Origin of the sequence: Streptomyces griseomycini (genome assembly GCF_014203535.1) — a bacterium.
Classification (GTDB): Bacteria; Actinomycetota; Actinomycetes; order Streptomycetales; family Streptomycetaceae; genus Streptomyces; species Streptomyces griseomycini.
Window position 1 is genome coordinate 186093 of sequence record NZ_JACHJI010000009.1, and the last position, 24862, is coordinate 210954.

The 24862-nt window shown below is 71.8% G+C and carries 22 protein-coding genes; 11 read left to right on the plus strand and 11 right to left on the minus strand.

Annotated elements, in window-relative coordinates; genetic code table 11:
• Positions 1-21: 21 nt before the first annotated feature.
• The 3 genes from FHS37_RS25335 to FHS37_RS25345 all read right to left on the minus strand — a co-directional run bounded on the left by FHS37_RS25335 (position 22) and on the right by FHS37_RS25345 (position 3262).
• Positions 22-801, minus strand: a complete 780-nt coding sequence (locus FHS37_RS25335) for an HAD-IIA family hydrolase (protein ID WP_184825477.1) — start codon at positions 799-801, stop codon at positions 22-24.
• A gap of 310 nt (positions 802-1111) precedes the next feature.
• Complete coding sequence (locus tag FHS37_RS25340) at positions 1112-1957, minus strand: hypothetical protein (protein WP_221500273.1); 846 nt, start codon at positions 1955-1957, stop codon at positions 1112-1114.
• Between the two features lie 207 nt (positions 1958-2164).
• The gene (locus FHS37_RS25345; RefSeq protein WP_184825479.1) at positions 2165-3262 is read right to left on the minus strand and encodes an ROK family transcriptional regulator; all 1098 of its coding nucleotides are present in this window, start codon (positions 3260-3262) and stop codon (positions 2165-2167) included.
• Positions 3263-3341: 79 nt separating this feature from the next.
• Here FHS37_RS25345 and FHS37_RS25350 point away from each other — a divergent pair, with 79 nt between their 5' ends.
• Positions 3342-4418: a Gfo/Idh/MocA family protein gene (locus FHS37_RS25350; RefSeq protein WP_184825190.1), complete on the plus strand. Its 1077-nt coding sequence runs from the start codon at positions 3342-3344 to the stop codon at positions 4416-4418.
• Complete coding sequence (locus FHS37_RS25355; RefSeq protein ID WP_184825192.1) at positions 4415-4939, plus strand: heme-degrading domain-containing protein; 525 nt, start codon at positions 4415-4417, stop codon at positions 4937-4939. The genes FHS37_RS25350 and FHS37_RS25355 overlap by 4 nt, the downstream gene beginning before the upstream one ends.
• 73 nt (positions 4940-5012) lie before the next feature.
• On the opposite strand, the gene FHS37_RS25360 is transcribed toward FHS37_RS25355, so the two are convergent.
• The 4 genes from FHS37_RS25360 to FHS37_RS25375 form a co-directional block, all read right to left on the minus strand.
• Positions 5013-5735, minus strand: a complete 723-nt coding sequence (locus FHS37_RS25360) for a S1 family peptidase (RefSeq protein ID WP_184825194.1) — start codon at positions 5733-5735, stop codon at positions 5013-5015.
• Positions 5736-5979: 244 nt separating this feature from the next.
• Complete coding sequence (locus tag FHS37_RS25365) at positions 5980-6837, minus strand: fumarylacetoacetate hydrolase family protein (protein ID WP_184825481.1); 858 nt, start codon at positions 6835-6837, stop codon at positions 5980-5982.
• Between the two features lie 215 nt (positions 6838-7052).
• Positions 7053-7769 (minus strand): YidC/Oxa1 family membrane protein insertase, encoded by a 717-nt coding sequence (locus FHS37_RS25370; RefSeq protein ID WP_184825196.1) that lies wholly within the window; start codon positions 7767-7769, stop codon positions 7053-7055.
• A gap of 131 nt (positions 7770-7900) precedes the next feature.
• The gene (locus tag FHS37_RS25375) at positions 7901-8224 is read right to left on the minus strand and encodes a DUF6412 domain-containing protein (protein WP_184825198.1); all 324 of its coding nucleotides are present in this window, start codon (positions 8222-8224) and stop codon (positions 7901-7903) included.
• A gap of 164 nt (positions 8225-8388) precedes the next feature.
• On the opposite strand from FHS37_RS25375, the gene FHS37_RS25380 reads away from it, so the two are divergent.
• From FHS37_RS25380 to FHS37_RS25390, 3 genes are all read left to right on the plus strand, one after another.
• The gene (locus FHS37_RS25380) at positions 8389-9402 is read left to right on the plus strand and encodes an SEC-C domain-containing protein (RefSeq protein WP_184825200.1); all 1014 of its coding nucleotides are present in this window, start codon (positions 8389-8391) and stop codon (positions 9400-9402) included.
• Between the two features lie 112 nt (positions 9403-9514).
• Positions 9515-10867 (plus strand): S28 family serine protease, encoded by a 1353-nt coding sequence (locus FHS37_RS25385; RefSeq protein WP_184825202.1) that lies wholly within the window; start codon positions 9515-9517, stop codon positions 10865-10867.
• 142 nt (positions 10868-11009) lie between these two features.
• Complete coding sequence (locus FHS37_RS25390) at positions 11010-11168, plus strand: hypothetical protein (protein ID WP_184825205.1); 159 nt, start codon at positions 11010-11012, stop codon at positions 11166-11168.
• A gap of 17 nt (positions 11169-11185) precedes the next feature.
• Here the strand turns inward: FHS37_RS25390 and FHS37_RS25395 are convergent, their stop codons facing one another.
• The gene (locus FHS37_RS25395; RefSeq protein WP_229889819.1) at positions 11186-12223 is read right to left on the minus strand and encodes a PP2C family protein-serine/threonine phosphatase; all 1038 of its coding nucleotides are present in this window, start codon (positions 12221-12223) and stop codon (positions 11186-11188) included.
• Between the two features lie 510 nt (positions 12224-12733).
• Between FHS37_RS25395 and FHS37_RS25400 the strand changes: the two genes are divergently transcribed.
• Genes FHS37_RS25400 through FHS37_RS25420 form a run of 5 tightly spaced genes read left to right on the plus strand, consistent with a single transcriptional unit; the run spans position 12734 to position 20056 of the window.
• Positions 12734-14287, plus strand: coding sequence for an ATP-binding protein (locus tag FHS37_RS25400; protein WP_184825209.1), 1554 nt, complete (start codon positions 12734-12736; stop codon positions 14285-14287).
• A 53-nt stretch (positions 14288-14340) separates the two neighbouring features.
• Positions 14341-17286 carry a Z1 domain-containing protein gene (locus tag FHS37_RS25405; RefSeq protein WP_184825211.1) on the plus strand — a complete coding sequence of 982 codons (2946 nt, stop codon included), beginning with the start codon at positions 14341-14343 and terminating at the stop codon, positions 17284-17286.
• A 54-nt stretch (positions 17287-17340) separates the two neighbouring features.
• Entirely contained in the window at positions 17341-17751 is a 411-nt protein-coding gene (locus tag FHS37_RS25410) for a very short patch repair endonuclease (protein ID WP_184825213.1), read from the plus strand.
• Positions 17739-18734 carry a DNA cytosine methyltransferase gene (locus tag FHS37_RS25415; protein WP_184825215.1) on the plus strand — a complete coding sequence of 332 codons (996 nt, stop codon included), beginning with the start codon at positions 17739-17741 and terminating at the stop codon, positions 18732-18734. Before FHS37_RS25410 ends, FHS37_RS25415 begins: the two co-directional genes overlap by 13 nt.
• An 11-nt stretch (positions 18735-18745) precedes the next feature.
• Positions 18746-20056, plus strand: coding sequence for a DNA cytosine methyltransferase (locus FHS37_RS25420; RefSeq protein WP_184825217.1), 1311 nt, complete (start codon positions 18746-18748; stop codon positions 20054-20056).
• 15 nt (positions 20057-20071) lie between these two features.
• Here the strand turns inward: FHS37_RS25420 and FHS37_RS25425 are convergent, their stop codons facing one another.
• From FHS37_RS25425 to FHS37_RS25435, 3 genes are read right to left on the minus strand one after another with little or no spacing between them, the layout of a single operon-like run.
• Entirely contained in the window at positions 20072-20935 is an 864-nt protein-coding gene (locus FHS37_RS25425; RefSeq protein ID WP_184825219.1) for a DUF6339 family protein, read from the minus strand.
• The gene (locus FHS37_RS25430) at positions 20932-21927 is read right to left on the minus strand and encodes a hypothetical protein (protein WP_184825221.1); all 996 of its coding nucleotides are present in this window, start codon (positions 21925-21927) and stop codon (positions 20932-20934) included. The genes FHS37_RS25425 and FHS37_RS25430 overlap by 4 nt, the downstream gene beginning before the upstream one ends.
• Positions 21928-21930: 3 nt before the next feature.
• On the minus strand, positions 21931-24075 hold the full coding sequence (locus FHS37_RS25435; protein ID WP_184825223.1) for a helix-turn-helix transcriptional regulator: 2145 nt from the start codon (positions 24073-24075) through the stop codon (positions 21931-21933).
• A 489-nt stretch (positions 24076-24564) separates the two neighbouring features.
• On the opposite strand from FHS37_RS25435, the gene FHS37_RS25440 reads away from it, so the two are divergent.
• Positions 24565-24774 (plus strand): hypothetical protein, encoded by a 210-nt coding sequence (locus tag FHS37_RS25440; protein ID WP_184825225.1) that lies wholly within the window; start codon positions 24565-24567, stop codon positions 24772-24774.
• Positions 24775-24862: the final 88 nt, after the last annotated feature.

Sequence of the window (24862 nt, forward strand, 5' to 3'; positions counted from 1 at the left end):
GCCGGGTGGTGCGCGGTGCGGTCAGACCAGGTCGACGATGTCCGCGATGGAGTCCACGACCTTGGACGGCCGGTAGGGGAAGTTCTCCACCTGCTCCGGCAGGGTCAGGCCGGTGAGCACCAGGAACGTCTGCATCCCGGCCTCGATGCCGGCCAGGACGTCGGTGTCCATGCGGTCGCCGATCATCGCGCTGCTCTCGGAGTGGGCCCCGATGGCGTTGAGCCCGGTGCGCATCATCAGCGGGTTGGGCTTGCCCGCGAAGTACGGCTGCTTGCCGGTCGCCTTGGTGATCAGCGCGGCCACCGCGCCGGTCGCCGGGAGCGGCCCCTCGGTGGAGGGGCCGGTCTCGTCGGGGTTGGTGCAGATGAAACGGGCGCCGCCGTTGATGAGCCGCACGGCCTTGGTCATGGCCTCGAAGGAGTAGGTGCGGGTCTCGCCGAGGACGACGTAGTCCGGCTCGTGGTCGGTGAGGACGTAGCCGATGTCGTGCAGCGCGGTGGTCAGGCCGGCCTCGCCGATGACGTACGCGGAGCCGTTCGGGCGCTGGTCGTCGAGGAACTTGGCGGTGGCGAGGGCGGAGGTCCAGATGGACTCGATCGGCACCTCCAGGCCCATGCGGCGCAGCCGGGCGTGCAGGTCGCGCGGGGTGTAGATGGAGTTGTTGGTGAGGACCAGGAAGGGCTTGCCGGACTCCCGGAGCCTCTTGATGAAGGCGTCGGCTCCGGGGATCGGTACGCCCTCGTGGATGAGCACCCCGTCCATGTCGGTGAGCCACGACTCGATGGGCTTGCGGTCTGCCATGTGCGGGATCTCCTGCCGTACGCGGTCCTGCGTGCGCCCCAGCCTAAACAGAGCCCGGATCTTGGCGGAACGGTCCGGACCGGACCGGCTTCCGGTGGCCTCCCTCCAGGTGTCGGCGTACGGCGCGAGGTCCTTCCCGGTGTCGTTCCCGTCGGGCTCGAGGACCTCCACGCCGTCCGCCGGCTCCTCGAGGGCGAGGCGGGGCGCCGGTGACGGGGCCGTGCCCGGCGGCGCCGGAGCGGACGGGGCGGCGGGATCCTGGACCTCCGGGTGGTCCACGCGGGGATGCCCGCGGACGGCTGCCGCCCGGTCAGCGGCGGCCGCGGGCCAGGAGCACGGCGCCGGCGCCGGTGAGCAGTACGGCCGCGGCGGTGAGGAGGGCGTGGAGGGAGCGGAAGCCGGTGCCGGCGAGTTCGCCGGGGACGGGGAGGGGGCGGCCGGGCGGGGCGGTGCCGGGGGCGGCGGAGAGGAGGGAGGCGGGGTCGGTGGGGCCGGAGGGCTCGGCGGGGGTGCGGACGTCGGTGCCGGGAGCGTCGGAGGCGTCGGGGCGGGGCCGGTGAGGGGTCGGCGGGGCGGGGCTCGCGGGAGCGGCGGCGGTGATGCGGAACCGGTAGTCGTTCGACTGGCCGACCCAGTCGCCGTCGTCCTCGTGGCGCTGCACGACGGCGGCGTTGGCGGTGACCTCGTTGGGCACGGCGTCCGGAGCGACCGCGAGGCGGACCTCCACGGTGAGGGTCCCGCCGGGTGCGACGGTGAACCCGGGGAAGCCCGCGTCCTCGTCGGCGAAGGCGCCGACGAGCTCGTCCCGGTCGGTGCTCTCGAACCGGACGAGGTGGGACCGCTTCCCGTCGTGGAACTCCAGACGGGGCTGCGAGGGCTCCAGCGCCCGCTCCTCGTCGACGAGCACGACGACGGGGTGGATGCCGGTGCAGGAGCGTCCGGTGGTGTTGGTCAGCTCCAGGTACCAGGTCCCGGATCCGCCGCCGGCCGTGTAGGAGGCGGGGCCGTCACGGAGGCGTGTGGTGAGCGGGAAGACGCGGTCCCCGGCGGAGGCGCAGGCGGGCAGCGGGGCCTCCGCGCGCGCCGGGGCGGCGGCGGGGAGGACGGCGGCCGTCGCCGCCGCCAGGCAGAGGGACGCGGGCGTGCAGAGTCGCATGGACACATGACCCTGCCGGACGGCCGGCGACTCCGCCCGCCGGCACCCGCCCGGACCCGTCCGACCGGGGCACGGCTCCGCCCGTCCGGCCGAGGAGCCGGGGCCGTCCGCCGCTCCGGGAAGTGTGCCTCCGCCCGGGGCGAGGGGCTCCCTCCCGACGGAGGGCCCTTCTCCCTCCCTTTCTCGCCCCGTCTCGCGCCCGCCTCCTCACCCCTCCCCGCGCCCGAACACCGGCGCCAGCACCAGCTGGGCCGCGCCCTCGGCGACCCCGTGCCCGCCGCCGGAGGCGACCCGTACCGGTACGGGCGCGTCCCCCGTGCGCCGGGCCCGCGCGTCCAGCACGGCCCGTACGCCGCGCACGAACGCCTCCGGGTCCGCCTCGACCGTGCGGCCGCCGAGCAGGACGCGGTCGATGTCCAGCAGGCCCACCAGGTTCGCGGCGCCGACGCCCAGCACCCGTGCCGCCTCCTGCGTGTCGCCCCGCTCCACGGCCCCCAGGCACAGGGCCTCCACGCAGCCCCGGTCACCGCACCCGCAGGGTGGCCCGTCCAGCTGCACCACCTGGTGCCCGAACTCCCCCGCCCCGGTCCGCGGCCCCCGGTGCACGCTGCCCCCGATCACCAGCCCGGCCCCGAGCCCGGTACCGAGGTGCAGATAGGCGAAGGATCCGCCCTCTCCCCCGACCGCCAGCCCGAGCGCCGCCGCGTTGGTGTCCTTGTCGACGACCACCGGCACCGACCCCAGCCGCTCCGCCAGCGCGTCGCGCAGCGGGAAGCCGTCCCACTCGGGGAACCCGGTCACCCGGTGCAGCACGCCCCGCTCGTGATCGAGCGGCCCGGGCAGCACGACCCCGACGCCGAGCGGGGAACGCACCCGCGCGGCGGCCCCGTCCCCCAGCGCCCCGACCACTCCGGCCACCCGCGCCAGCACCGCCTCCGCCCCGGCGCCCAGGTCCAGCGGAGCCCGCCGCTGGGCCACCACCGTCCCGTCGAGGTCGGTCAGGACGGCCCGCAGCTCGTCCCGGTCCAGGTGCACGCCCACCGCGTGGCCCGCCTCCGGCACCAGGCGCAGGACCGTCCGCGGCTTGCCGCCCGTGGACGCCCGGCGCCCCGCCTCCGCCGCCAGGCCGTCCTCCCGGAGCCGGGCCGTGATCTTGCTGACCGCCTGCGGGGTGAGTCCGGTCCGCTCGGCGAGTTCCAGCCGGCTGATGCCCTCCGGACCCGCCGTCCGCAGCAGGTCGAGCACGAGCGCGGTGTTGTGGCTGCGCAGGGCGAGCAGGTTGACCCCACCGGTCGCCCTGCGCATCCCCCCGCCGTTGGTCCTGTTCACCCGCCCATTCTCTCCTCTGCTTGCACTTTGGCAACAGCGTTGCGAAAGTAGTGCCATGACTGGCACCCCCCTCCGCGTCGGCCTCGTCGGCTACGGCCTCGCGGGCTCCGTGTTCCACGCCCCGTTGATCGCCGCGACCGAGGGCCTCGCGCTCGACACGGTGGTCACCTCGAACCCCGAGCGGCAGCAGCAGGCCCGCACCGCGTTCCCGGACGTCCGTGTCGCCGCGACCCCGGACGAGCTGTTCGGCCGCGCCGACGAACTCGACCTGATCGTCATCGCGTCGCCGAACAGGACGCACGTCCCGCTCGCCGGCGCCGCCCTGAAGGCCGGTCTGCCGGTCGTCGTCGACAAGCCCGTCGCCGGCACGGCGGCCGAGGCGCGCGAGCTGGCGGCGCTCGCCGAGGAGCGCGGCCTGCTCCTCTCCGTCTTCCAGAACCGCCGCTGGGACAACGACTTCCTCACCCTCCGCAAGCTGCTCTCCGAGGGCGCGCTCGGCGACGTGTACCGCTTCGAGTCCCGTTTCGAGCGCTGGCGGCCGCAGCTCAAGGGCGGCTGGCGGGAGTCGGGCGACCCCGCAGAGATCGGAGGTCTGCTCTACGACCTCGGCAGCCACGTCGTCGACCAGGCCCTCGTCCTCTTCGGTCCGGCGACCGCCGTCTACGCCGAGGCGGACGTCCGCCGCGACGGCGCGCAGACCGACGACGACACCTTCATCGCGCTCACGCACGCGAACGGCGTCCGCTCCCACCTCCACGTCTCCGCGACCACGGCCCAGCTCGGCCCGCGGTTCCGCGTCCTGGGCTCGAAGGCCGGCTACGTCAAGCACGGCCTCGACCCGCAGGAGGCCGCCCTGCGCGAGGGCCGGCGTCCCGGCGCGGCGGACGCCGGCTGGGGCACGGAGCCCGAGGAGCTGTGGGGCCGCGTCGGCTCCGGGGAGTCCCCGGTGACCGGCGGCGGACGCCCCGAGCCGACCCTGCCGGGCGACTACCCCGCCTACTACGCGGCCGTGGCGAAGGCCCTGCGGGAGGGCGGCCCCAACCCGGTGACCGCGCTGGAGGCCGCCGCCGCACTGGACGTGCTGGAGGCGGCCCGCCGTTCGGCCCTCGAGAAGGTGACGGTGACGCTGTGACCACCGATCGGACCCACCAGGCCGCCGGCCGGCCGGAGCCCGCCCCGAGCGTGGAGGAGCTGGAGGCGCAGGAACGCCGCCTGGTCTTCCGGCGGTTCACCCACGACGACGCCTGGGCGCTGGGCTCGCTGCTCGTGGAGATGGCCCGGGAGCGGCAGGCCCCGGTCGCCGTCGACATCCACCGCGCGGGCCAGCAGCTCTTCCACGCGGCGCTGCCCGGCTCGGCGCCCGACAACGACGCCTGGATCGCCCGCAAGCGCCGGGTCGTGGAGCGCTACGGCTGCGCGTCCTACCTGGTGGGCGCCCGGCACCGGGCCAAGGGCACCACGTTCGAGGAGTCCTCGCGGCTCGACCCGGACACGTACGCGGCGCACGGCGGTTCGTTCCCGATCACCGTCGAGGGCGTGGGCGTGATCGGCGCGGTGACGGTCTCCGGCCTGCCCCAGCTCCAGGACCACCGCTTCGTGGTGGAGGCCCTGGAGCGGTTCCTGGCCGACCGCGGGCCCGCCGCGTCGGGCTGAGGCCCGCCCCGCCGTGGAGGGCCCTCGCCGCGGCGCGGCGAGGGCCCGGTGTCCGCACGGGGGCGGGAACGGCTCAGACGCCGGCGATCGACTGGATCCAGGAGCGGTACGCCGTCACGTTGGTGTACGCCGTGGTCGTCTGGCGGTCGCTGGTGGAGGCGACGCCGACCTGGACGCCGTTCGCCATCATCGGGCCGCCGGAGTCGCCGCCGGCGGTGATGCCGTCGCCCCGGCGGGCGCAGATGGCGGAGCCGCCGTAGGCGTCACTGCAGCCGCCGGTGACCGTGACGTTGGCGACCTTCAGGTAGCGGGACTGGCAGTTGGCCTCCGAGCCGCACCGGGAGGTGGCGCCCCAGCCGTACACCTGCACGTTCTGGCCGGCGCGCACGGTGCCCGGCTGCCCGAGTCTGGCGTAGGTCGCCGACACGGAACGGTCGAGGCGGACCAGCGCCAGGTCCGCGCCGTGGGTGTGGGTCTGGACGCCGTTGGCCACGGTGCCGCCGCTGTGCTGGTCCAGGCTGCCGATGCGGAACGACAGTCCGCCGCCGGTGACGCAGTGCTTGGCGGTGAGGATCCAGGTCGGGGCGATGATCGTGGCCGAACAGGTCTCCCTGCCGTTGGAGAACAGCCGGGCGGCCCAGGGTCCGCTGGAGGCGTACCCGCCGCCGATGATGGGCTGCGGGGCCTTGGTGGTCGGGGGTGCCGGCGCCGCGGTCGCGGTCGCGGTGGGGACGAGAAGCGCGAGGACGGAGACCGCCGCTGCGGCGAGGGCGGGAACGAGCCTTGATATGCGCAAGGTTCCTCGATTCGGGGAGACACGTCGCCTGGACGTGTGCGTGTGGGGGTCGGCGGCCCCGTGGGCCGCGCCCACGACGAACCGCCGCCTGCCGACGGCAAGTTCGTCATGGGCACGCCCAGAATCCCGGAGGAACCCCGAACGGGGTACTAACGCTTGGCGATAACACCGTGTTATGGATGCGGGAGAGGCAGCGCGGGGAGCCGGACGCCGCCCCGTGGTCGCCCGGCTCCCCGGCGGAGCGCTACGCGTCCTCGAGCTCCTGCCGCTGCCGCCCGAGCCCCTCGATCTCCAGCTCCACCACGTCCCCCGCCCGGAGGAACGGCTTCGGCTCCGGATGCCCCATCGCCACCCCCGCCGGCGTACCGGTGTTGATGACGTCCCCCGGGTACAGCGTCATGAACTGGCTGACGTAGCGCACGACTTCGCCCACCGGGAAGATCTGCTCGGCGGTGGTGCCGTCCTGCTTGAGCTCCCCGTTGACCCAGAGCCGCAGGGACAGGTCCTGCGGGTCGGCGACCTCGTCGGCGGTCACCAGCCACGGCCCGAGCGGGTTGAAGGTCTCGCAGTTCTTGCCCTTGTCCCAGGTCCCGCCCCGCTCGATCTGGAACTCCCGCTCGGAGACGTCGTGCGCGACGGCGTACCCGGCGACGTGCGCGAGCCCCTCCTCCGCCGACTCCAGGTACCGCGCCGTACGCCCGATGACGACGGCCAGTTCGACCTCCCAGTCGGTCTTGACCGACCCGCGCGGCACCAGCACCGTGTCGTTCGGGCCGACGACCGTGTCCGGCGCCTTGAAGAAGACCACCGGCTCGGCGGGCGGCTCAGCGCCCGTCTCGCGTGCGTGGTCGTGGTAGTTGAGCCCGATGCAGACGACCTTGCCGATCCGTGCCAGCGGCGGTCCGATCCGCAGTCCCGTCTCGTCCAGCGCGAGCAGCTCACCGGTGCCGGCGGCGGCCCGGATCCGGTCGAGCGCCGCCTCGTCGGCGAGCAGCGCCCCGTCGACGTCCGCGACGAGACCCGAGAGGTCACGCAGGGTCCCGTCGGCGTCGAGCAGCGCGGGCCGCTCCTGTCCCGCCGTACCGACTCGCAGCAGCTTCATGATCACGTCTCCCTCGATCGCGGGCCCGCCGATGCCCACGGCCCGGGTGCGGCCAGCGCGCACAGCCATCGGAGGACTGGTCGATCCTCCAAGGCGAACGTCCACTCCGCAAGACCCCGTTCACGTACTGGACCCACCGCGGGCGCGGCACCGGACCGCCACCGGCGGCCCCTCCCACCGGCGGCTCTTCACCGGTGGCCCCTCCACCGGTCCCCTCACCGGTACAGGACGGCCCGCTCCGCCACGCTCCACGTCGTGCTGGTGACCACGTACAGCGCGGCGGCCAGCGGCATCACCGCCACGGTGACCAGCGTCAGGAAGGACATGAAGGGCATCGCCCTGGTCACCGCGGCCATCCCCGGCACCTGCTCGCCCCCGCCCGCGGCGGACACCGCCGGGTTGGCGGCCGTCATCCGCCGGGACAGGCGGTAGCTGAAGAAGGCGACGACCGTGACGACCGCGAACAGCCCGACGTAGACGAGTCCGGGACCTCCGAACGCCCCGCCGTCGGCCAGCGCGTCGGCCCAGTGCCCGCCCAGCGGCGCGGCGAACAGCTCGTGCCCGAGCAGCTCGTTGGCCCGTCCGCCGATCGTCTCGCTGGAGAACAGGTGGAACAGCAGGAAGAACGCCGGCAGCTGGAACAGGCTCGGCAGGCACCCGGACAGCGGGGACACCTTCTCCCGGGCGTGCAGTTCCAGCACGGCCCTCTGGAGCTTCTCGGGGTTCCTGCCGTGTCTGCGGCGCAGCTCGGCGATCTTCGGCTGGAGTGCGGCCCGGGCCTTCTGCCCGCGCGCGGCGGCCCGGGACAGGGGGTGGACGAGGAGTCGTACGAGCGCGGTGAACAGGACGATCGCGGCGGCCGCCGCGGAGGCGCCGAACAGCGGCCGGAGCAGGTCGGCCAGCTGCTCGACCAGGCTGGCGAAGACGGACATGGGTGAGCCCTCCGGGGGTCTCGTCGTGCCGGGGGTCCCGGACGCACCGGGACGGAAGGGAAGAGGGGAACGACGGCGTGACGACCCACGCGGGGCGCGGTGGACGGAGGTGAGGACGGGTTCCGGGTGCCCTACGCGACGGTCGCCGGGAGGGCGCGTCCGGGCGCCCGGGGCCGGGTGCGTCCCTTGGCGTCGGGATCGCGTTGCGGCAGGAAGGCGGTGCGCCGGTCACGGTCGCGGATGGCCGTGCGCACCCGGGTGGGCGGCACGACGGGCGCGCTGCGCGCGGCGACGAGGGCACAGGTGACGAGCGCGGCACCGGCCGCGGCGGTCGCGGCGAGCGCGACACCGGCGGAGAGGCCGCCGGCGTCCGACAGGACCAGCAGGACGACCTGGAGCAGCGGGAGGAGCACGGCGGGGACGGCGGAACGCGGGTTCGTCCGACGACGGATCACTCGCCCTCCCCTCCCTTTCCTTCCCTGACACCACATCCCGGCACACCCCCAACGTCCGGGACCGGCGGACGGTTCCCGGAGGGGACGTTCCCCGTACGGACCGGGGCGCCCCGGGGCCCGCCGCTCCCTCACGTCTGTCACCGGACGGCAGTACGGTGTCCCCCATGCGCCCCGACACGCCCGCCGAAAACGTCGACCACCCCTCCGAAGCGGCACGCCTGGAGCGGACCGCCGAGCTGTACCCCGAGGACGCCGAGGCCCTGCTGCTGCGGGCCGCCGCCCACCGGGAACTGGCCGGCGACCGCCCCGCCGCGACCGCCCTCTACGACCGCCTGCTGGCCACCGGCACCGGGCTGGACAACCCCTTCCTGGTCCGCGCCCTGAAGGCCTCGAACCTCTGGGAGTACGGCCACGAGGCGGAGGCCCGCGCGATCATCGACGGCATCCGCACGGCGTCCCCGCGCGACCCGGCCCCCTGGGTGATCGTCGCGGAGGCCCTGGAGGCCCACGACGAACTGGAGCAGGCGCACGAGACGTTCACGCAGGCGGTCCGCCTGCTCCTGACCGACGGGGCGGAGCCCCCGCGCGCCACCCGCCCCCTCCTCTTCGGCCGCCACCGCGTCCGCAGGATGCTGGGCGCGGCCCACGACGGGTGGGACGCCCTGGCCGACTCCGTCCACACCCTCCCGATCACCCTGGACGAGCTCCACGACCCCAAGCGCGTGTGGTCCCTGGGCTCGGAGAACCCGGCGGAGCTCCAGGCGGAGATCACGCGGCTGCGGGCGGAGCTGGGCGCGTACCGGGAGGCGCTGTCCCGCCCCTTCCCGGTGGCGATCCTCCACTGGCCGGCGGACGAGCTGGCGGAGCTGACGGAGGCGTACCCGTCCCTGGCGGAGGAGTACCCGTCCTACGGGGAGCACCTCGCGGCCATAGAGGCGGCCCTGCGGGAGCTGGCGGCGTCGGGCACGCCGAACCTGGGCGTCGTCACGGGCACGGTCCCGTCGTACGAGGCCTTCGCGGCGTCGGAGGGGGCGACGCCCGGCGACGCGGCGCTGCTGCCGCAGTACGCGACGACGCTGGCGGCCCGGGGCCGGGCGGTCGCCTGGCCGCCGGAGCGGGGGGCGGCGTGCTGGTGCGGGTCGGGCCGCGCGTACGGGGAGTGCCACGGGGCGGGGTGACCGGCCCCGGCCCTCCCCCGCGCGGGGGAGACGGATCCCCCGCGCACGGGACCCTTCCGCACCACGGCGGCGGCTGTACTGAGGGCAGCCGACGCCGAGGGAAGGACACCCGATGCACCTCTGGACCAGACGACGCCTGCTGCTCTCGACCGCCGCGGCGGCCCCGGCGGCCGGGCTCGCCGCGGCGGCGTCCGCACCGGCCCGCGCCCTGACCGGGACGCCGCCCGCACCCGCCGACGACGACGTCGTGCGGCGCATCGCCTCCCTGCCGGGGGTGCGGATCGTGGAGGAACGGCCGGACGCCGGACCGGGGTACCGCTTCTTCGTGCTCGGACTGCGCCAGCCGGTCGACCACACCGACCCCTCGGCCGGCACGTTCGAGCAGCGCCTCACCCTGCTCCACACGTCCGCCGAGCGCCCCACCGTCCTGTTCACCACCGGGTACGAGGCCGTGCTCACGCCCCGGCTCACCGAACCGGCCGTCCTCCTCGGCGGCAACCAGCTCCAGGCCGAGCACCGCTACTTCGGCACCTCGCGCCCCCGGCCCCACGACTACTCCTACCTGACGATCCGCCAGGCGGCCGACGACCACCACCGCGTCGTCCGCACCTTCCGCCGGCTCTACCCCGGCGCGTGGATCTCCACCGGCGGCAGCAAGGGCGGCATGGCGAGCGTCTACCACCGCCGCTTCCACCCCCACGACGTGGACGGCACCGTGGCCTACGCGGCCCCGAACAACGTCGACGACCGCGACGACTCCGCCTACCTCCGCTTCCTGGGGACCGTGGGCACGGCCGCCGACCGCGAGGCCATCGAGCACGCCCAGCGCCGGCTCCTGCTGCACCGCGCGGAACTGGTCGCCCGCTACGAGGCCGAGACGGCCGCCGCCGGGACCGCCTTCCGCATCGTCGGCAGCGCCGACAAGGCGTTCGAGATCGCCGTCCTGCGCGCCCCCTTCATGTTCTGGCAGAACGGCGGCGGCGCGGCGGACCGCGCCGCCCTCCCCGGCCCGGACGCCACCGCCGACCAGCTCTACGCCTGGCTGGACGACACCGCGGGCCTGGCCCTCTACACCGACGCGGTCGCCCGCGCGTACGTCCCGTACTGGTACCAGCTCGGCACCGAGATGGGTTACCTCGACGTCCCCACCGCCCACCTGGACGACCTGCTGCGCCACCCGGGCGCCACCGAGCCGCGCTCCTTCGTCCCCCGCGACGTCCCCCTGCGCTTCGACCCGGACGCGATGCCGGACGTCGACCGCTGGGTCCGCCGCCGCGGCGCCCGCCTGCTGTTCGTCAACGGGACGCAGGACCCCTCGGTCGCCGAGCCCTTCCCGCCCGGCCGCCACGACTCCCGCGTCCTGTGGGTGCCCGGCGCCAACCACCACACCGAGATCGCCGCCCTCCCCGCCGCGGACCGCGCCGAGGCCACCGCGATGCTCACCCGCTGGGCCGCCCGCGCCTGAGCGGCGGCCTCCTCCCGGCCACGCGGTCGCCGCGGACCCGCGCGGCCGGGACGCGGACGCGGCCCCGGGCCCCGCCACCCGGACCTACCGCCGCACCCCCCTCGACCACGAGACGCACCCCCTCCGCCGGGGCGTCCCGGTCGTGCTGCGCTACGACCCGAGGGGCCCGCGCCGGGTGGTGGTCGTCCACACCGAGGACGGCCGCCCGGGGAACGTCTCCTGCTCGGCCACGGCCGACACGACCCGGGGGATCTTCTTCGTGCTGTTCGGGGTGGCGACGGGGGCGGTGGCGTTCCCGTGAGGGGTCCGGAAGGGCCCCTACGCCGAGCGGGTTCCCTCCGGTGGACGGGCGGGGCCGTCGTCGGCGTCGGGGGGCAGACCGACGGCGAGGAGCGCGACGTCGTCGCCGAGGTGACCCGCGGTGTACCGGTACAGGTCGGCGAGCAGGGCGTCCAGCACCCGGTCCGGGTCCGGCGGGAAGGGGCGGGACAGCCGCGGGACGGGGTCGTAGAAGACCCCGCGGTGGTCGCGGGCCTCGACGACGCCGTCGGTGAACAGCAGCAGGACCGCCCCCTCGGGCAGGTCGTACCGGTCGACGGGGACGTCCGGGGGGCCGTCCGGGACGCCGAGGTCGGCCAGGCCCAGCGGCAGTGAGGGCGTGCCCGGCTCCAGCGGGCGGGCCCGGCCGCGGTGGACCAGCAACGGCGCCGGGTGTCCCCGGTTGGCCATGCGCAGGACGGAGCCGTCGCCGGACAACTCGGCGACGACGGCGGTGGCGAACGTCTCGAGTCCCGTCCCGCCCTCGGCGACGTTGGCCTCCCGCACCCGGTCCTCCAGCCAGCGGACCACACCGGGCAGGTCCGGAGCGCGGAGGGCGGCCTCGTGGAAGGTGCCCAGCAGCGCGTTGACGGTTCGGACCGCGCCCAGGCCCTTGCCCCGGACGTCGGCGATCATCAGCCGGACGCCGTGGGGAGTGGGGCGGATCGCGTACAGGTCGCCCCCGATGGCGGCTTCCCGCGCGGCGGCCTCGTACCGGACGGCCACGGCCAGCGGCCCGATCCGTCCGGGCGGGGAGGGGAGCATCGCGCGCTGGACGGTCTCGGCGACCTCGCGGGCGTTCTTCAGCTGCCGCCGCTCACGGGCCAGCATCCGGTTGAAGACCGCGGCCAGGAGGGTCAGGGTGACGAACGTCGAGAACGGGACGACGTCGTCGACGCCGAACGGCAGCCTGCCCCTCACCAGCGGCAGGATCACCGCGGCGAGGAACGCCGCCCCGCCGGTGGCGATCGTCCCGGCCAGGGAGAACCAGGGCGCGACCAGCACGGGGGCGGCCGCCAGCAGGGGGAACACCCTCACGCCTCGCGGGGTGAGGAGGTCGAGGACGAACACGCCGAGGATCAGTGCGGCAGGCAGCCATCGAAACCACCGCCTTTCGCGGGGCGGTGACGCACGGACGGGTCCCACTCTCCTGCGCTCCGGGTGCGTTCCTGGACAGAATCCGGATTCCAGTCTCTGCCACATCCCCGACCACGGCGACCGGAGCACCACGGGTTCCCGCCCCGGTACGGGCGGGGGCCGGTTGTGACTCCGCGCTGCCACGCCTGCCCGTCATGCTCCGCAGCGTGAAGCACGCCCGTGCCCAGCCCCCTTGCGATGCGCAACACACTCGTCCGACATACGCGAAGGAGTTCGCCTTCCCACCCGTGCATCAGGCATCGCCTATCGGAAGATTCGGGACCAATACTCCCCACCTCGCGACCCAACCGGCTCTATGTCCGACCTTTGCAGTACGGTCACACAGACCAACCGATCCGGAGGGCCGTCACACGCTGAGCAGGCCCAGACCTGCGTACACGAGGAAGCACGATGACCTACGAGCCCGGCACCGTCTGGCAGTACGAGGTCCCCACGACCGGCAGCGCCCATCTGCCCCCGGACGCCGGCTACGGCAAGGCCCTGACCAACCAGGGCTACGGCTTCGAGGTCGCCATCGCCGACCTGATCGACAACTCCATCGACGCCGGCGCCGACGAGATCGTCGTGCACTTCCTGCGTGACGCCAAGCGCATCCTCACCCTCCTGATCATCGACAACGGCAGGGGCATGGACGACGCGGGCCTGGACGCCGCCATGACGGTGGGCCGGCGCCGGGACTACGGCGAGAGCGCCCTCGGCATGTACGGCACGGGCCTGAAGGCCGCCTCGCTGTCCCACGCGTCGTCGCTGACCGTGGTCAGCCGTACCAAGCGCAGCCGTGCCGCGGGGCGCCGTCTCACCGCGGAGGGCATCGAGGACGGCTTCCGCTGTGACACCGTCGACCCCCGCTACGCACAGGAACTCGTGGACCGGTACGACGGCATCATCGAGTGGCACGGCACGATCGTGCGCTGGGACCAGGTGCGGGCCTTCGAGACGGTGACGACCGGCCAGAGCGACCACTACCTGTCCAAGGCGATCGCGCGTCTGGAGACGCACCTCGGCCTCTACCTGCACCGGTTCCTCCAGAACGGCCTCAAGCTCGACATCGCCGTGTGGGACGTGAGCAGCGGCGAGGGCCGGCTCGGCGAGGAGGTGGACCACATCGCCGTCGAGGCGCTGGACCCCTTCGGCTACAAGGTGCCCGGGAAGGCGGGCTACCCCCGTACGTTCACGGCCCCCGTGGAGGGCCTGGGGGACGTACGACTGACCGCGCACATCTGGCCCGCCAAGTCGAAGCAGGCCGGCTTCCGGCAGATCGGGTCCCTCGCCGACCGCCAGGGCTTCTACTTCTACCGCAACGACCGCCTCGTCCAGGCCGGCGGCTGGAACGGTCTCCGCAATCCCGAAGGTCACCTCGCTCTCGCTCGCGTGGCCGTCGACCTTCCGTCCCACGAGAACAGCGTCCTGAGCCTCGACGTGAAGAAGGAGAGCGTCACCGTCACGCCCGCCTTCACGCTCGGCGTCGAGAAGGCCGTGGACGCCTCCGGAAACACCTTCCACGGGTTCCTCGGCGACGCCGAGGCCGCCTACCGGGAGGGCGCGAAGCGCACGGAGATCGTCCGCAAGCCCGTGACGCTCCCGGGCAAGGGGATAGACCCGAAGATCAAGCGGGTCGTCAAGGAGGAGCTGCCCGAGAAGCCGGGTGAGGAGCCCATCGCGTTCTCCTGGGTCTCCCTTCCCGGTGACAAGTTCTTCGACCTGGACCGCGAGAACAACACCGTCCTCCTCAACAAGGCCTTCCGCAGCGACTTCAACGACGGCAGGCGCGGCGGAAGCAACGACGCCCCCGTCACGAAGACCTTGCTGTACCTGCTGCTCGAGGACTGCTTCGGTCTCGGGCGCTGGGAGCGTGGCCGCCAGGACCGGGTGGACTACTGGAACACCATCCTCCTGGCAGCGGCAGGCGCGCACCGCGAACGCCGTGCACAGGCGGCCGACTGATCCGGTACCGCTCCCGCTCCCGGCCCGCTCCGGCCCCCGACCGAGGACAAGAGATGACCAACACTCCGTCCGGTGTGCTCCTCGACATCCACACCTCCGCGCTGGCGGGGATGGGCAGCATGCCGCGTCACTTCGAACGCTGGGCGGCGCTCGCCGCGGATGACTCCCACCCCGACGCGGACCTGGGCGAGGAGCTGTTCCGCTCCCTCCTCATCAGCGGTGACGACGCGCTGATCGCCCTGTGGGACCGCCACCTGACCGCCTGGGACTTCGCGGAGGACCCGCCGTGGGGAGCGGACTCCCCGGCGCGCACCGACGAACGGCGTGCCGTGGTGTACGAACGGCTCCGGTTCGGAACCGAACTGCGCAAGGCCCTGGACGAGGCCGTACCCGTGGCGAAGGTGCCCGGTGCGACGGTGATCACCCGGGAGTTCACCCCGTGGTACACCCCGGAACGCGCGGCGGCCAGGTCCTTCTACTGGACGGCGTACGAACAGAAGCTCCGCGACAAGGGATGGTCCGAGGCCGCCATCGCCGGCCTCGACCAGGCGAGCCGGGCGGTCGTCGAGCGCCTCACCGATCCCGAACAGCCGACGGCCCGACAGGCGAAGGGCCTGGTCGTCGGCTACGTCCAGTCCGGCAAGACGGCGAACTTCACCGGCGTGACCGCGAAGGCCATCGACGCCGGCTACCGTCTCGTCATCGTCCTGGGGGGCACCCTCAACCTGCTGCGCGCCCAGACCCAGCGGCGCCTCGACATGGAGCTGATCGGCCAGGAGAACATCCTGCGGGGCGCGGACGTCACGGACGTGGATTCCCTGGTCGGTGTGGACTACGTGGGCGACGACGAGGACTGGCCGAAGTTCGTACGACACGGTGGTCGTCCCTCCACGCTCGGCGCGTTCGACATCGAGCGCCTGACCACACGCGACAACGACTACAAGAGCCTGGCCCAGGGCATCCGGGCGCTGGAGTTCGAGAAGCGCGTCCCCGCTCGCCCGCTGCACGATCCGGCGAACCTCCACCACGCCGCGGCGCGGATCCTCGTGGTGAAGAAGAACAAGGCCGTCCTCACGAAGCTCGTCAAGGACCTCAAGCAGATCCACGGGATCCTGGGAGAGCTGCCGACCCTCATCATCGACGACGAGTCCGACCAGGCCTCCGTGAACACCTCGGACCCGAAGAAGTGGGAACGGGGGAGCACCGAGCGCACGGCCATCAACGGCCTGATATCCAAGCTCCTGGGACTGCTTCCGCGCGCCCAGTACGTCGGCTACACCGCGACTCCCTTCGCCAACGTCTTCATCGATCCGGGCGATGAGGAGGACATCTTCCCGCGCGACTTCCTGATCTCCCTCCCCCGCCCCAGCGGTTACATGGGTGTTCAGGACTTCCACGACCTGGACGACGTCGGCGGTGGTGAGGGCGAGGCCGAACGGAGGCACGTCCGTGGGATCTACGACTCCACGGGCGACCGTCTTCAGGAAGCCCTGGACGCCTTCGTCCTCACGGGCGCTCTGAAGTGCTACCGCGCCGCCCACGGCGTCCCCTCCGACTCGTTCCGGCATCACACGATGCTCGTGCACGAATCGGTCCGCATGGTCGAGCACACCGCGCTCGCCCTGCGCATCAACACCATGTGGCACAACGCCGCGCACACGCGCCCGGAGGGCCACGCACGCCTGGCTTCCCTCTTCGAGAAGGACTTCCGTCCCCACGCGGACGGAGGCGGCCTGCCCACCCCCGCGACGTACGACGAACTGAAGCCGTACGTCACCGACGCGCGCCGCCTCATCAACAAGGGCGGTGGCCCCGTCATCGTCGTCAACGGTGACAGCGAACACGACTACAGCCAGCCCGACCTGGACTTCGACCGCACCCCGAACGTCTGGAAGATCCTGGTCGGCGGCACGAAGCTGTCCCGTGGCTTCACGGTCGAGGGCCTGACGATCACGTACTACCGTCGCACGACGCAGCAGGCCGACACTCTGATGCAGATGGGCCGTTGGTTCGGTTTCCGGCGCGGGTACCGCGATCTCGTCCGCCTCTACATCGGTCGGGAGGAGACGCTCGGCCGCGGTCGCAACGCCAAGACGGTCGACCTGTACGAGGCCTTCGAGGCGATCTGCCGCGACGAGGAGCTCTTCCGCGCCGAACTGGCCCGCTACGCACCCATGGTGGACGGTCGTCCTCAGGTCACCCCCGCCCAGATCCCGCCGCTGGTGGCCCAGCACCTGCCGTGGGTGAAGCCGTCGGCTCGGAACAAGATGTTCAACGCGGAGCTGGTGGAGGTGCGGTCACCGGGGACCTGGGTGGAGCCGACCGCCTACCCGGAGGCCCCGGACGAGCTGGCCCACAACACCGAGCGTTGGGAGTCGGTCCTCGCCGCACTGAGTCAGGACCCGGTGCGTCTGTCCGTCGGGGACGGTCCCGCGTACGAGGCGCGCGTGGGCACGGTCTCGCACGAGACGCTGACAAAGGTGCTGTGCGACCTGCGGTGGTCGATCCCGAGCCAGTTCTCGCCGCACCTGGAGTTCCTGCTGGAAGCGGGCCGACAGCCGGCAAAGATCGACGACTGGTTGGTGATCACGCCGTTGCAGACCTCCACCAGGCGTGTGGAGGCCCGCATCCTGGGGCACGGCCCGTTCACCCTGGCCCGCCGTACCCGACGACGCGGCTCGCTCTTCGGCGCGCTCAGTGAGCCCAAGCACCGCGCCGCCGCCCTGCGCACCGCGGGCGCCGTCGAGACGGCCGGGAACGCATCGGTCGAGCAGTTCGTCCGCCCGCGGCGAGGGGCGCTGCTGCTCTACCCGGTGGTCGAGTCCGAGCCGCGGCTCACCGCCGACGGGACGGTGAACGCCGGTGACGTCGTCATGGCCTTCTCCTTCGTCGCGCCGAAGTCGTCGGTGGGAACCGGTCGCCCGCTGGTTCGGTTCCGCGCGATCGACTCGGGCCGGCGGGATGCGATCGTGATCGACCGAGACGACACACACTCCTGAGGCGCGACACCATTGGACAATGTGAGGCCTTCCTCTCCCGGCGTCTCAGCACGCATGTCCCGACAGGCCAGCAAGGACACGAACGCCGAGCTGGCCGTGCGTCGTCTGCTGCACGCGGCCGGCCTGCGCTACCGCGTGGAGTACCCGGTGCCGGGAATGGCGCGGCGACGCATCGACGTGGCGTTCACCCGGGCCAAGATCGCTGTCCTGATCGACGGGTGTTTCTGGCACGGGTGCCCGGAGCACGCAACGCAGCCGAAGGCCAACGCCGAGTGGTGGCGCAAGAAGCTCGACCGGAACATGGCCCGCGATCTGGAGACGACGGAGCATCTGACCGCTCTGGGGTGGACGGTGCTGCGCTTCTGGGAGCATGAGGATCCGGGAGACGTGGCCGCCCGGGTGAGGGCGGTTGTGGAGCGGCGCCTGGCGGAGCGGGCGGGAAAGCAGGAGGCGTGGGGGGACTGACCTTCGTGGACGTGTGCTCGGGGGCGGGCGGACTCGCCCTCGGCCTGGAGCAGGCCGGATTCGAACCGCGGCTGCTCCTGGACGACGACGCTGACGCCGTCGCGACCCTGAGGACCAACCGGCCGCACTGGAACGTGCTCAACACCGACCTGCTCGACTTCGACCCGTCCGAGCACCCCGAGAGCTACGACGTGGATCTCCTCTCGGCGGGGTTGCCGCGGGTGAAGTCGAGTGCGACCGCCCAACGGGCCGAATCAGGTCTGGAGGAGCGCCTGTTGGAGGCCGCGGTCTATCTGGCCCACGCCATCAGGCCGCGAGCGGTGATCATCGAGAACGTTCCCGATCTCGCCCACTCGGACAGGTATCAGCGCTTCCGCGACTTCGCGCGCGCCGAACTGGCTCACTTGGGTTATGAGTTCAGCTGGTTCATCGTGAACGCCGTCGACTTCGGGGTGCCACAGAACCGTAAGCAGGGTGTGTTGGTGGCCGTCGAACGACGTTGGGCCGAGGCGTTCCGTCCGCCGACGCCCACGGTGCGGCAACCCATGACGGTCGGTGCCGCCCTGGGACCGTCCATGGCGGCACGCGGTTGGCCGGACGCAGCCCGTTGGGCCGCTCAGGCCGATCAACCGGCTCCCACCCTCGTCGGAGGCTCGAAGAACCGAGGGGGCGCCGACCTCGGGCCGACCGGGGCCAAACGGAAGTGGGCGACCATGGGCGTCAATGCCCACACGGTGGGCAACGAGGTTCCCGGCCCCGACTTCGTGTGGGATCCCTCGCTCGGTAGGGACAACATGGTGAAAATCACAGTCGAGCAGGCGGCGCTGCTTCAGGGGTTCCCCGGATCGTGGGAGGTCACTGGTCTGAAGACCGCCCGGTACCGCCAGATCGGGCACGCTACACCGCCCCCCGTCGGCCAAGTGCTGGGTCGGGCCGTCGCCGAAGCCCTCCACGGGCAGCCGGCGGCCCCCGCCGCCGGCTAGACTTCCGCCACATGACCAGCACGCCGCCCCACCAGTCCATCCTCGACAAGCCCTTTGTCCTGGACCTCTTCGCAGGGCCCGGTGGGTTGGACGTCGCTGGTCACAAGCTGGGTCTCCCGAGTCTCGGGATCGAGTGGGACAGGAGCGCGTGCCTGACGCGCTACGCGGCCGGCCTGGACACCCTCCACGCCGACGTGAGCGCGGTTCGCAGGGAATCCTTCGAGTCGCTCCCGCCGGAGATCAACGTGCTCGCCGGTGGTCCGCCGTGCCAGACGTACTCGGTGGCGGGACGGGGCGCCGGACGCAAGGCGCTCGAGGAGGTCAAGGGCTACATCAAACGACTCATGGCGGGCGATTCCGACGCGGAGATCGACAAGGAGCTGAGGAAGCTCAGCGACCCGCGCACCGCGTTGGTCCTCGAACCCCTCCGATACGCGATCCAGGCCACCAGGAGCCCGAACCGCGGGCACCGACCGTACGACGTCATCATTCTGGAGCAGGTCCCCTCCGTAGTGGCGCTCTGGGAGGGATACGCCGAGGTCCTGCAGGAGGTCGGTCTGCCCGACGGCACCAAGTACCAGGTCGCCGTCGACGTCCTGAGGACCGAGACCTACGGAGTGCCGCAAACCCGGTCCCGCGCCGTGCTGATCGCCCGTCGTGAGGGACTCGGCAAGCCCTCACTGCCCGCACCGACCCACCGCGCCTACGAGGCGAAGGAGTGGAACCGCAGGAACGGTGGTATCGCGGCACCGACGACTCAGCCGACCCTTTATGACATGGACGTCCCCGACCCACGACAGCGCCCCACGGAGGACGACGGTCTGGAGCACTGGAAGTCGATGGGCGACGCCCTCGCCGAGCCGGTCGGCACGCACCCGGGGCGCAGGACGCCCTTCTTGATCCGGTCGAACTACGGCAGTTCCGGAAACCCGGGGCGACGCGGGGTACGGACCGATCGACAGCCCGCCACCACCGTCACCGGCCGTATCTCGCGCTTCGTGGTCTTCGAGCCCGTCGGCGACCACCACCCCGACGTCGTCCGAGAGGGTCCGAGGTTCAGCATGAACGAGGCGGGGATGCTGCAGAGCTTCCCGCCGGACTACCCGTGGTCGGGTACGGCGAGGGCCCAGCAGGTGGGCAACGCCGTGCCGCCCCTCTTCGGGGCACACCTCCTGAGCGCCGCGCTCGGTCTTCCCGCTCCGACCCCGGAGACGATGCGCGAGCCGTGGGTGCCGGCCACGGAGGAGCAGCGGGCCAAGCTGCGGAGCCACGGCTGCGGGACATCGGACGGCTGCACCGCCCGCTGCCCGCGTCCCGAGTAGCTCGACGGCGCCGTATCAGTCCTCGCTCTTCCGGCCCCTGACCGGAGCGGTCTCGAACAGATCGGCGAAGTAGTCGGTGAGCGCAGCCAGGGACTCCTCCGGGACGGGATCCTCGTCCGGCCCTTCGGGGAGGTCGTGGCGTGAGACCGGTGGGGCTGTCTCCGCCTCGGCGATCCAGTCCCGCAGACGAGCGGGATCCCTGGGCTCGTCCGGTGCGAGGACGTCGTAGATCAAGGTCGCTCCGGCCGCGTTGATGGCGACGCTCAGCCCGTTGACTTCGCGTCCAGTGGTGATCTTTCCGTCCTGCAGAAGACGGACGACGGCCTGCGCTGTGGGGCGGTGGTCGAGCAAGCCCAACCGGAGGACGGTGTGGATGAGGTCCTGGTTGCCGCAAGCAGTCTCGACAGGCCCGTAATCCGGCCCGTTCCGGAAGATTTCGGCCGCCCACCACAGACGGGAGAAGCACTGCCGGTCCGAAGGGCCCCGGAAGCGCTCTGCAGCGACGCGCTGTGCCGACTCCGACAGGTGACGCCACACGACATAGTCAGGGGCTACGGCCAGCGCCAGGTGGTTCCACAGGCGCTTGTCCGCCGCTTCCCTCCGCGTCAGACGCAAGGTGGCATGGAGTCGGGGCGCGAGCCAGGCGTCGGCTTTGGTGCGCTCGTTGCGGAACTCGAACATGGCGTCCTCGACCAGGCTGCGGATCGGCTCGACCCACCACCGGGCGTCGTCCTCGGGGAGCGGCTCGGCGACCTTGGCGAGGTCGATGCCGCTGTGAACCTGTTCGCCCCTGAGCAGTCCCTCGGTGAGGAAGGTGTCCACGGCCGCGCCGGAAAGCAGTGCCAGGCGCTCCGGTACGTGGTGGGGCTGGGTGATCACGTCTCGTTCTCCCTGTTCGTCCGCTCCAGGCTGCGGATCATGTAGCCCACCGCCTTGGCGGCATCGGCACGCCGGACCGCCGCGTAATGGATGCGTGTCTGCAGTTCGGCCCAGCCCGAGTCACCGGTGCGTCGGTTGTGGACCTGGCGCAGGGCCTCCTCGACGTGTACGCCGGGGACGACGTCCGGGAGCATCTCCCGCAGCACCTCGCCCTGCCAGTCGGTCGGGAAGACCGGGCCACCGCCCGGTTCCACCTCCAGGTCGCCGATGGCGCCGTGGAAGACCGCCGTCCACACGTCCGTGGCCATCTGGGCGACGAGGAGGTCGCGCACCTTGCTGTCCACACCGGAGCCGTTGCTGTCCAGCAGCCCGACGATCCCGTCGATGTCGGTGTTGACGAACACCGTGGGAACCCGTGCCGTGGTGTCCACGAGCCAGGGCGCGTCGGCGTAGGCACGCAGCCATTCCCTGGAGCTCTTGCTGAACGACGCCTTCCGGACATCCAGTCGCAGACCTCTGACCGGCTCGTCGGAGACGGTGTCCACGACCCAGCTCCGGTCGGTCTCGGTGATCGACCGTCCCCGCACTCCGTCGACCGTCCCGATGGCGTACGCGCTGAGGGAGGCACGTCCCAGGTGGTCGTCGCGCAGTACCTCCAGGTAGCCCGACCAGTCGTGGCTGCCCTCCGTGTCGCGTGTGAGGGCCGTCGAGGTACGGACGTTGGTCTCACCGTCGGTCAATACCGCGAGGACGCGCAGATCGGACCAGGCAGCGTCCGGAGCGTCGGCGCCGGGCGGCAGCGTGACCGAGAGACCGATCGTCGCACTCACCCAGTCCGTGTGGCCCGCGACGCCGAGGGCGACGGCCTGCTCCTGAACCGAGTAGGCGCTGGTGTCGAGTGGATCACGGGTACCGTCGGACAACTTGAGGGAGACCGACGTCACCCTGAGCGTGATCGGGCGGCTGAGTCGCTTGTACGGGTAAATTTTCACGCGTCACGCCCCCTTGCCCACGCGCAGTTCGACGACGAGGCGGGTGAGCGTGGTCCTCACCGGGTGGCTGGAGACATCGGTGGCTCCTCGGAACTTCGCGCGGCGTGTGCCGGACGGGAAGTGCAGGATCCCGTTCTCCACCTCGCAGCCCTCCACTGCGACGAGTTCCGCCCAGTCGAGTCGCGGGCGTCCCCCGGAGCGGACGTCCAACTGGGCGACCGGCACCATCGGGACGATCTCGTCACCGCGCGGGATCTTCACCTCGGCTGTGATCAACCACTCCCCCTGGTCACCGATCGTCGCCTCGAGCGCGTCCAGCGCCGGCACCACCGGCCCGGAGGGCACCTTGGCCTTGGGCCGGCTCTTGACGGTCAGCGCCTTGCGCAGCGCCTCACCGCCTTCGCCCCTGCCGCGCTTCGGGCGGGCGACGAGTTCCCTGACCGCGCTGTTGACCTCGGTGGTCAGATTCTGGATCCGCCGATACGCGGAAGGGGACCAGCGCAGTGTCAGTTCCTCCGTCTGCCCCCAGCGGTCGTGCTCGGGTGGTTCCGCCGCGCGCAGGAACTCCTCGGCCTCCTTCGCGAAGGGGGCCGACTGACCGGCGGCCTCACCGACCAGGAGGACGGCTTGGAAGGGGTTGGTGCCGAGCGGCAGGTTCGAAACCGGTGCTTTCCTGACCGTCATGCGGTTGCCGCGCAGCGAGTGCACCTGGTTCTTGGGGGTGTCGTTGTCGCCGGCGGCCTCGGTGACCAGGAGGACCGCCTGGTGGGTGCCGAGCGTCCCGCGTGCGCCTCCGGCCAGGGGCAGCTTCAGAGGAACGTTTCTGAAGGCCACCTGCCCGGCTTCGGTGAGCCGATCCACCGTGGTGCCCTCGTAGTGGGCCCGCAGGGCGCGGGTACGGGAGGGCTGCTCGACGGACGGGTCCACCTTCGTCTCCGGCACGACCTCCTCGCCGTTGCGCAGAGCACGGACGGAGACCTCAAGCAGCGGGAGCCGTCCACCCCCACCGATCATGGCGGCCCAGAAGTCGCGCCCCAGCGCCTCGACCAAGCGGCCGTGCATTCTGCCGATGTCGCGCGTGTCCTCGGGACCCTCCTCCGCACGAGGTTTCCCGTCCTGGTCGTGGGCCTCCCCTTCGAGGCTGGCCACGTCGTGCGCGCCCACGATCAGGAAGGACGTACCGGGTTCGTCGCTTTCCCGGCTCAGATGGAGGCGGTCCACGGTCTCCCCGTCGGCCCACCAGGAACGGGCGACCTCGGCGCCAGGCGTGTCGGGGTCGGGGCGCCCGAACCAGGCGGGGCCCGCGTAGGCGCGTCCTTCGACCTCCCGCCAGGGCAGTTCGAGACGACCGATCACCCGTCGCTCGGTACGCCCCTCGTGCGGCACGGACAGAGTGGAGTTGATGAGCACGAGCCCGAGGGCGCTGGTGGCCCACAGCGTGGCCTTGCCCAGACCGTACGAACCACCGGCGGCCGGGCCTGACTTCAGGCTCTCGAGCTGCCGTCGGACGACGGCGGCGAACTTGCCGTCCGCGTAGTCGTCGCCGGTGAGTCCGGAGGCGTTGTAGTCGTCGACCCGCAGCAGGACCAGACGGCCTTTCTCGTACATGTCGCGTACACCGGCGTCGACGACTCGGCCGACTTTCTGGTTGCCGGCCAGCTCCGAGACGGCTGAGTAGTGCGGGAAAAGGTCGTTCCAGAGGATCGCCTCGCGGAAGGCGTCCAGGTGCTCACCCGTCAGCTCGTGCAGGGTGTAACGGACGCGGACCGGACGACCGTTCTCTGTCAACCGCTCGTCGAGGCTGTTCTGGCACGTCTCGCGTGCGAGGACCTGGACGTCGGCGTCGAAGGCGAAGGCGGCGGCATTGCCCAGGTCACGACCGCCGTCGGGGTAGCCGGGGCGGTGGTACCAGGTGACAGGGAGGCCGGCTTGGGCGTCGGTGGTGCGGGTGTGCACCGTACCGACGTCCGTACCCAGCACCCTGGCGATGTCCGTCATCACGGTAGGGCGTGGGGTCGACCGTCCGGCGATCCACGCGGAGACGGCGGCTCGGGTCAACCCGAGCTCCTTGGCCAGTTCGGCCTGCGTCCTTCCCGCGAGCTTGAGCTGCCGGGCCAGCCACGGCCCGAACTCCTCACCTGTCTCCACGCGCCACCTGCTCTTCCTCGGGTCGTACGAGGGAGGCTAATTTGACGATCACGATCACGTCAACCAAAAGTTAACCGCACAAGGGGGCACGACAGGTCCAACCATCTCGCCCGAATAGTCCGATTCGACCACTTCACGCCTTCACGCCCGTCTTGCGTGAGCGGAGGCCACCAACTGCTTTCGGGTGAGCAGAGGTTGAGGCTTGCCAGTACCTCAAAACCCGGATACATTCGCCATGTTGGGAAAGCCAACTCGCTCGCGAACCGGTTTGTCCGGGGGATCCGGCGGCTGGCCAGTGGTGTGTCCGAATGCGCCCAACGGGCGCGTGGGGAAACGTTTTTGAAAATTTCTGGCGGTCGGGGGACCCAGCCGCTAACGTGATCACCGGCAGAGAATCCCGCAGCGAAAATCCTTTCGTCTCATGGGGCGTGGCCCGATTACACCCCTGGTGCGAATCACAGGACATTACTCGACAGGGGTGGGGACTCATTGAACGAGGACGACTGTTACCCGTTGCTGCTCTCCCATCGGGAACGCAACGCGGTTGAGCTGGATGTTCGGCGGACGGTGAGCAAGGCCGAAGTCCCGAACGTCTTGAACCGACACGAACTGTCCGAGGACGATTTTTTCGTTGGATTCCCCGACGACTTGGCCAAGGCAGTGCAGGCACTGCCGGACGAGAGCCCTCCCGCTCTCTGACACCGGGCACTTCACCCGTATGACCTGCGTACTCGTTCATCGGACAGACGCTCCGACCACCAGTGCGCGATGAACCATGGGCCGGCTC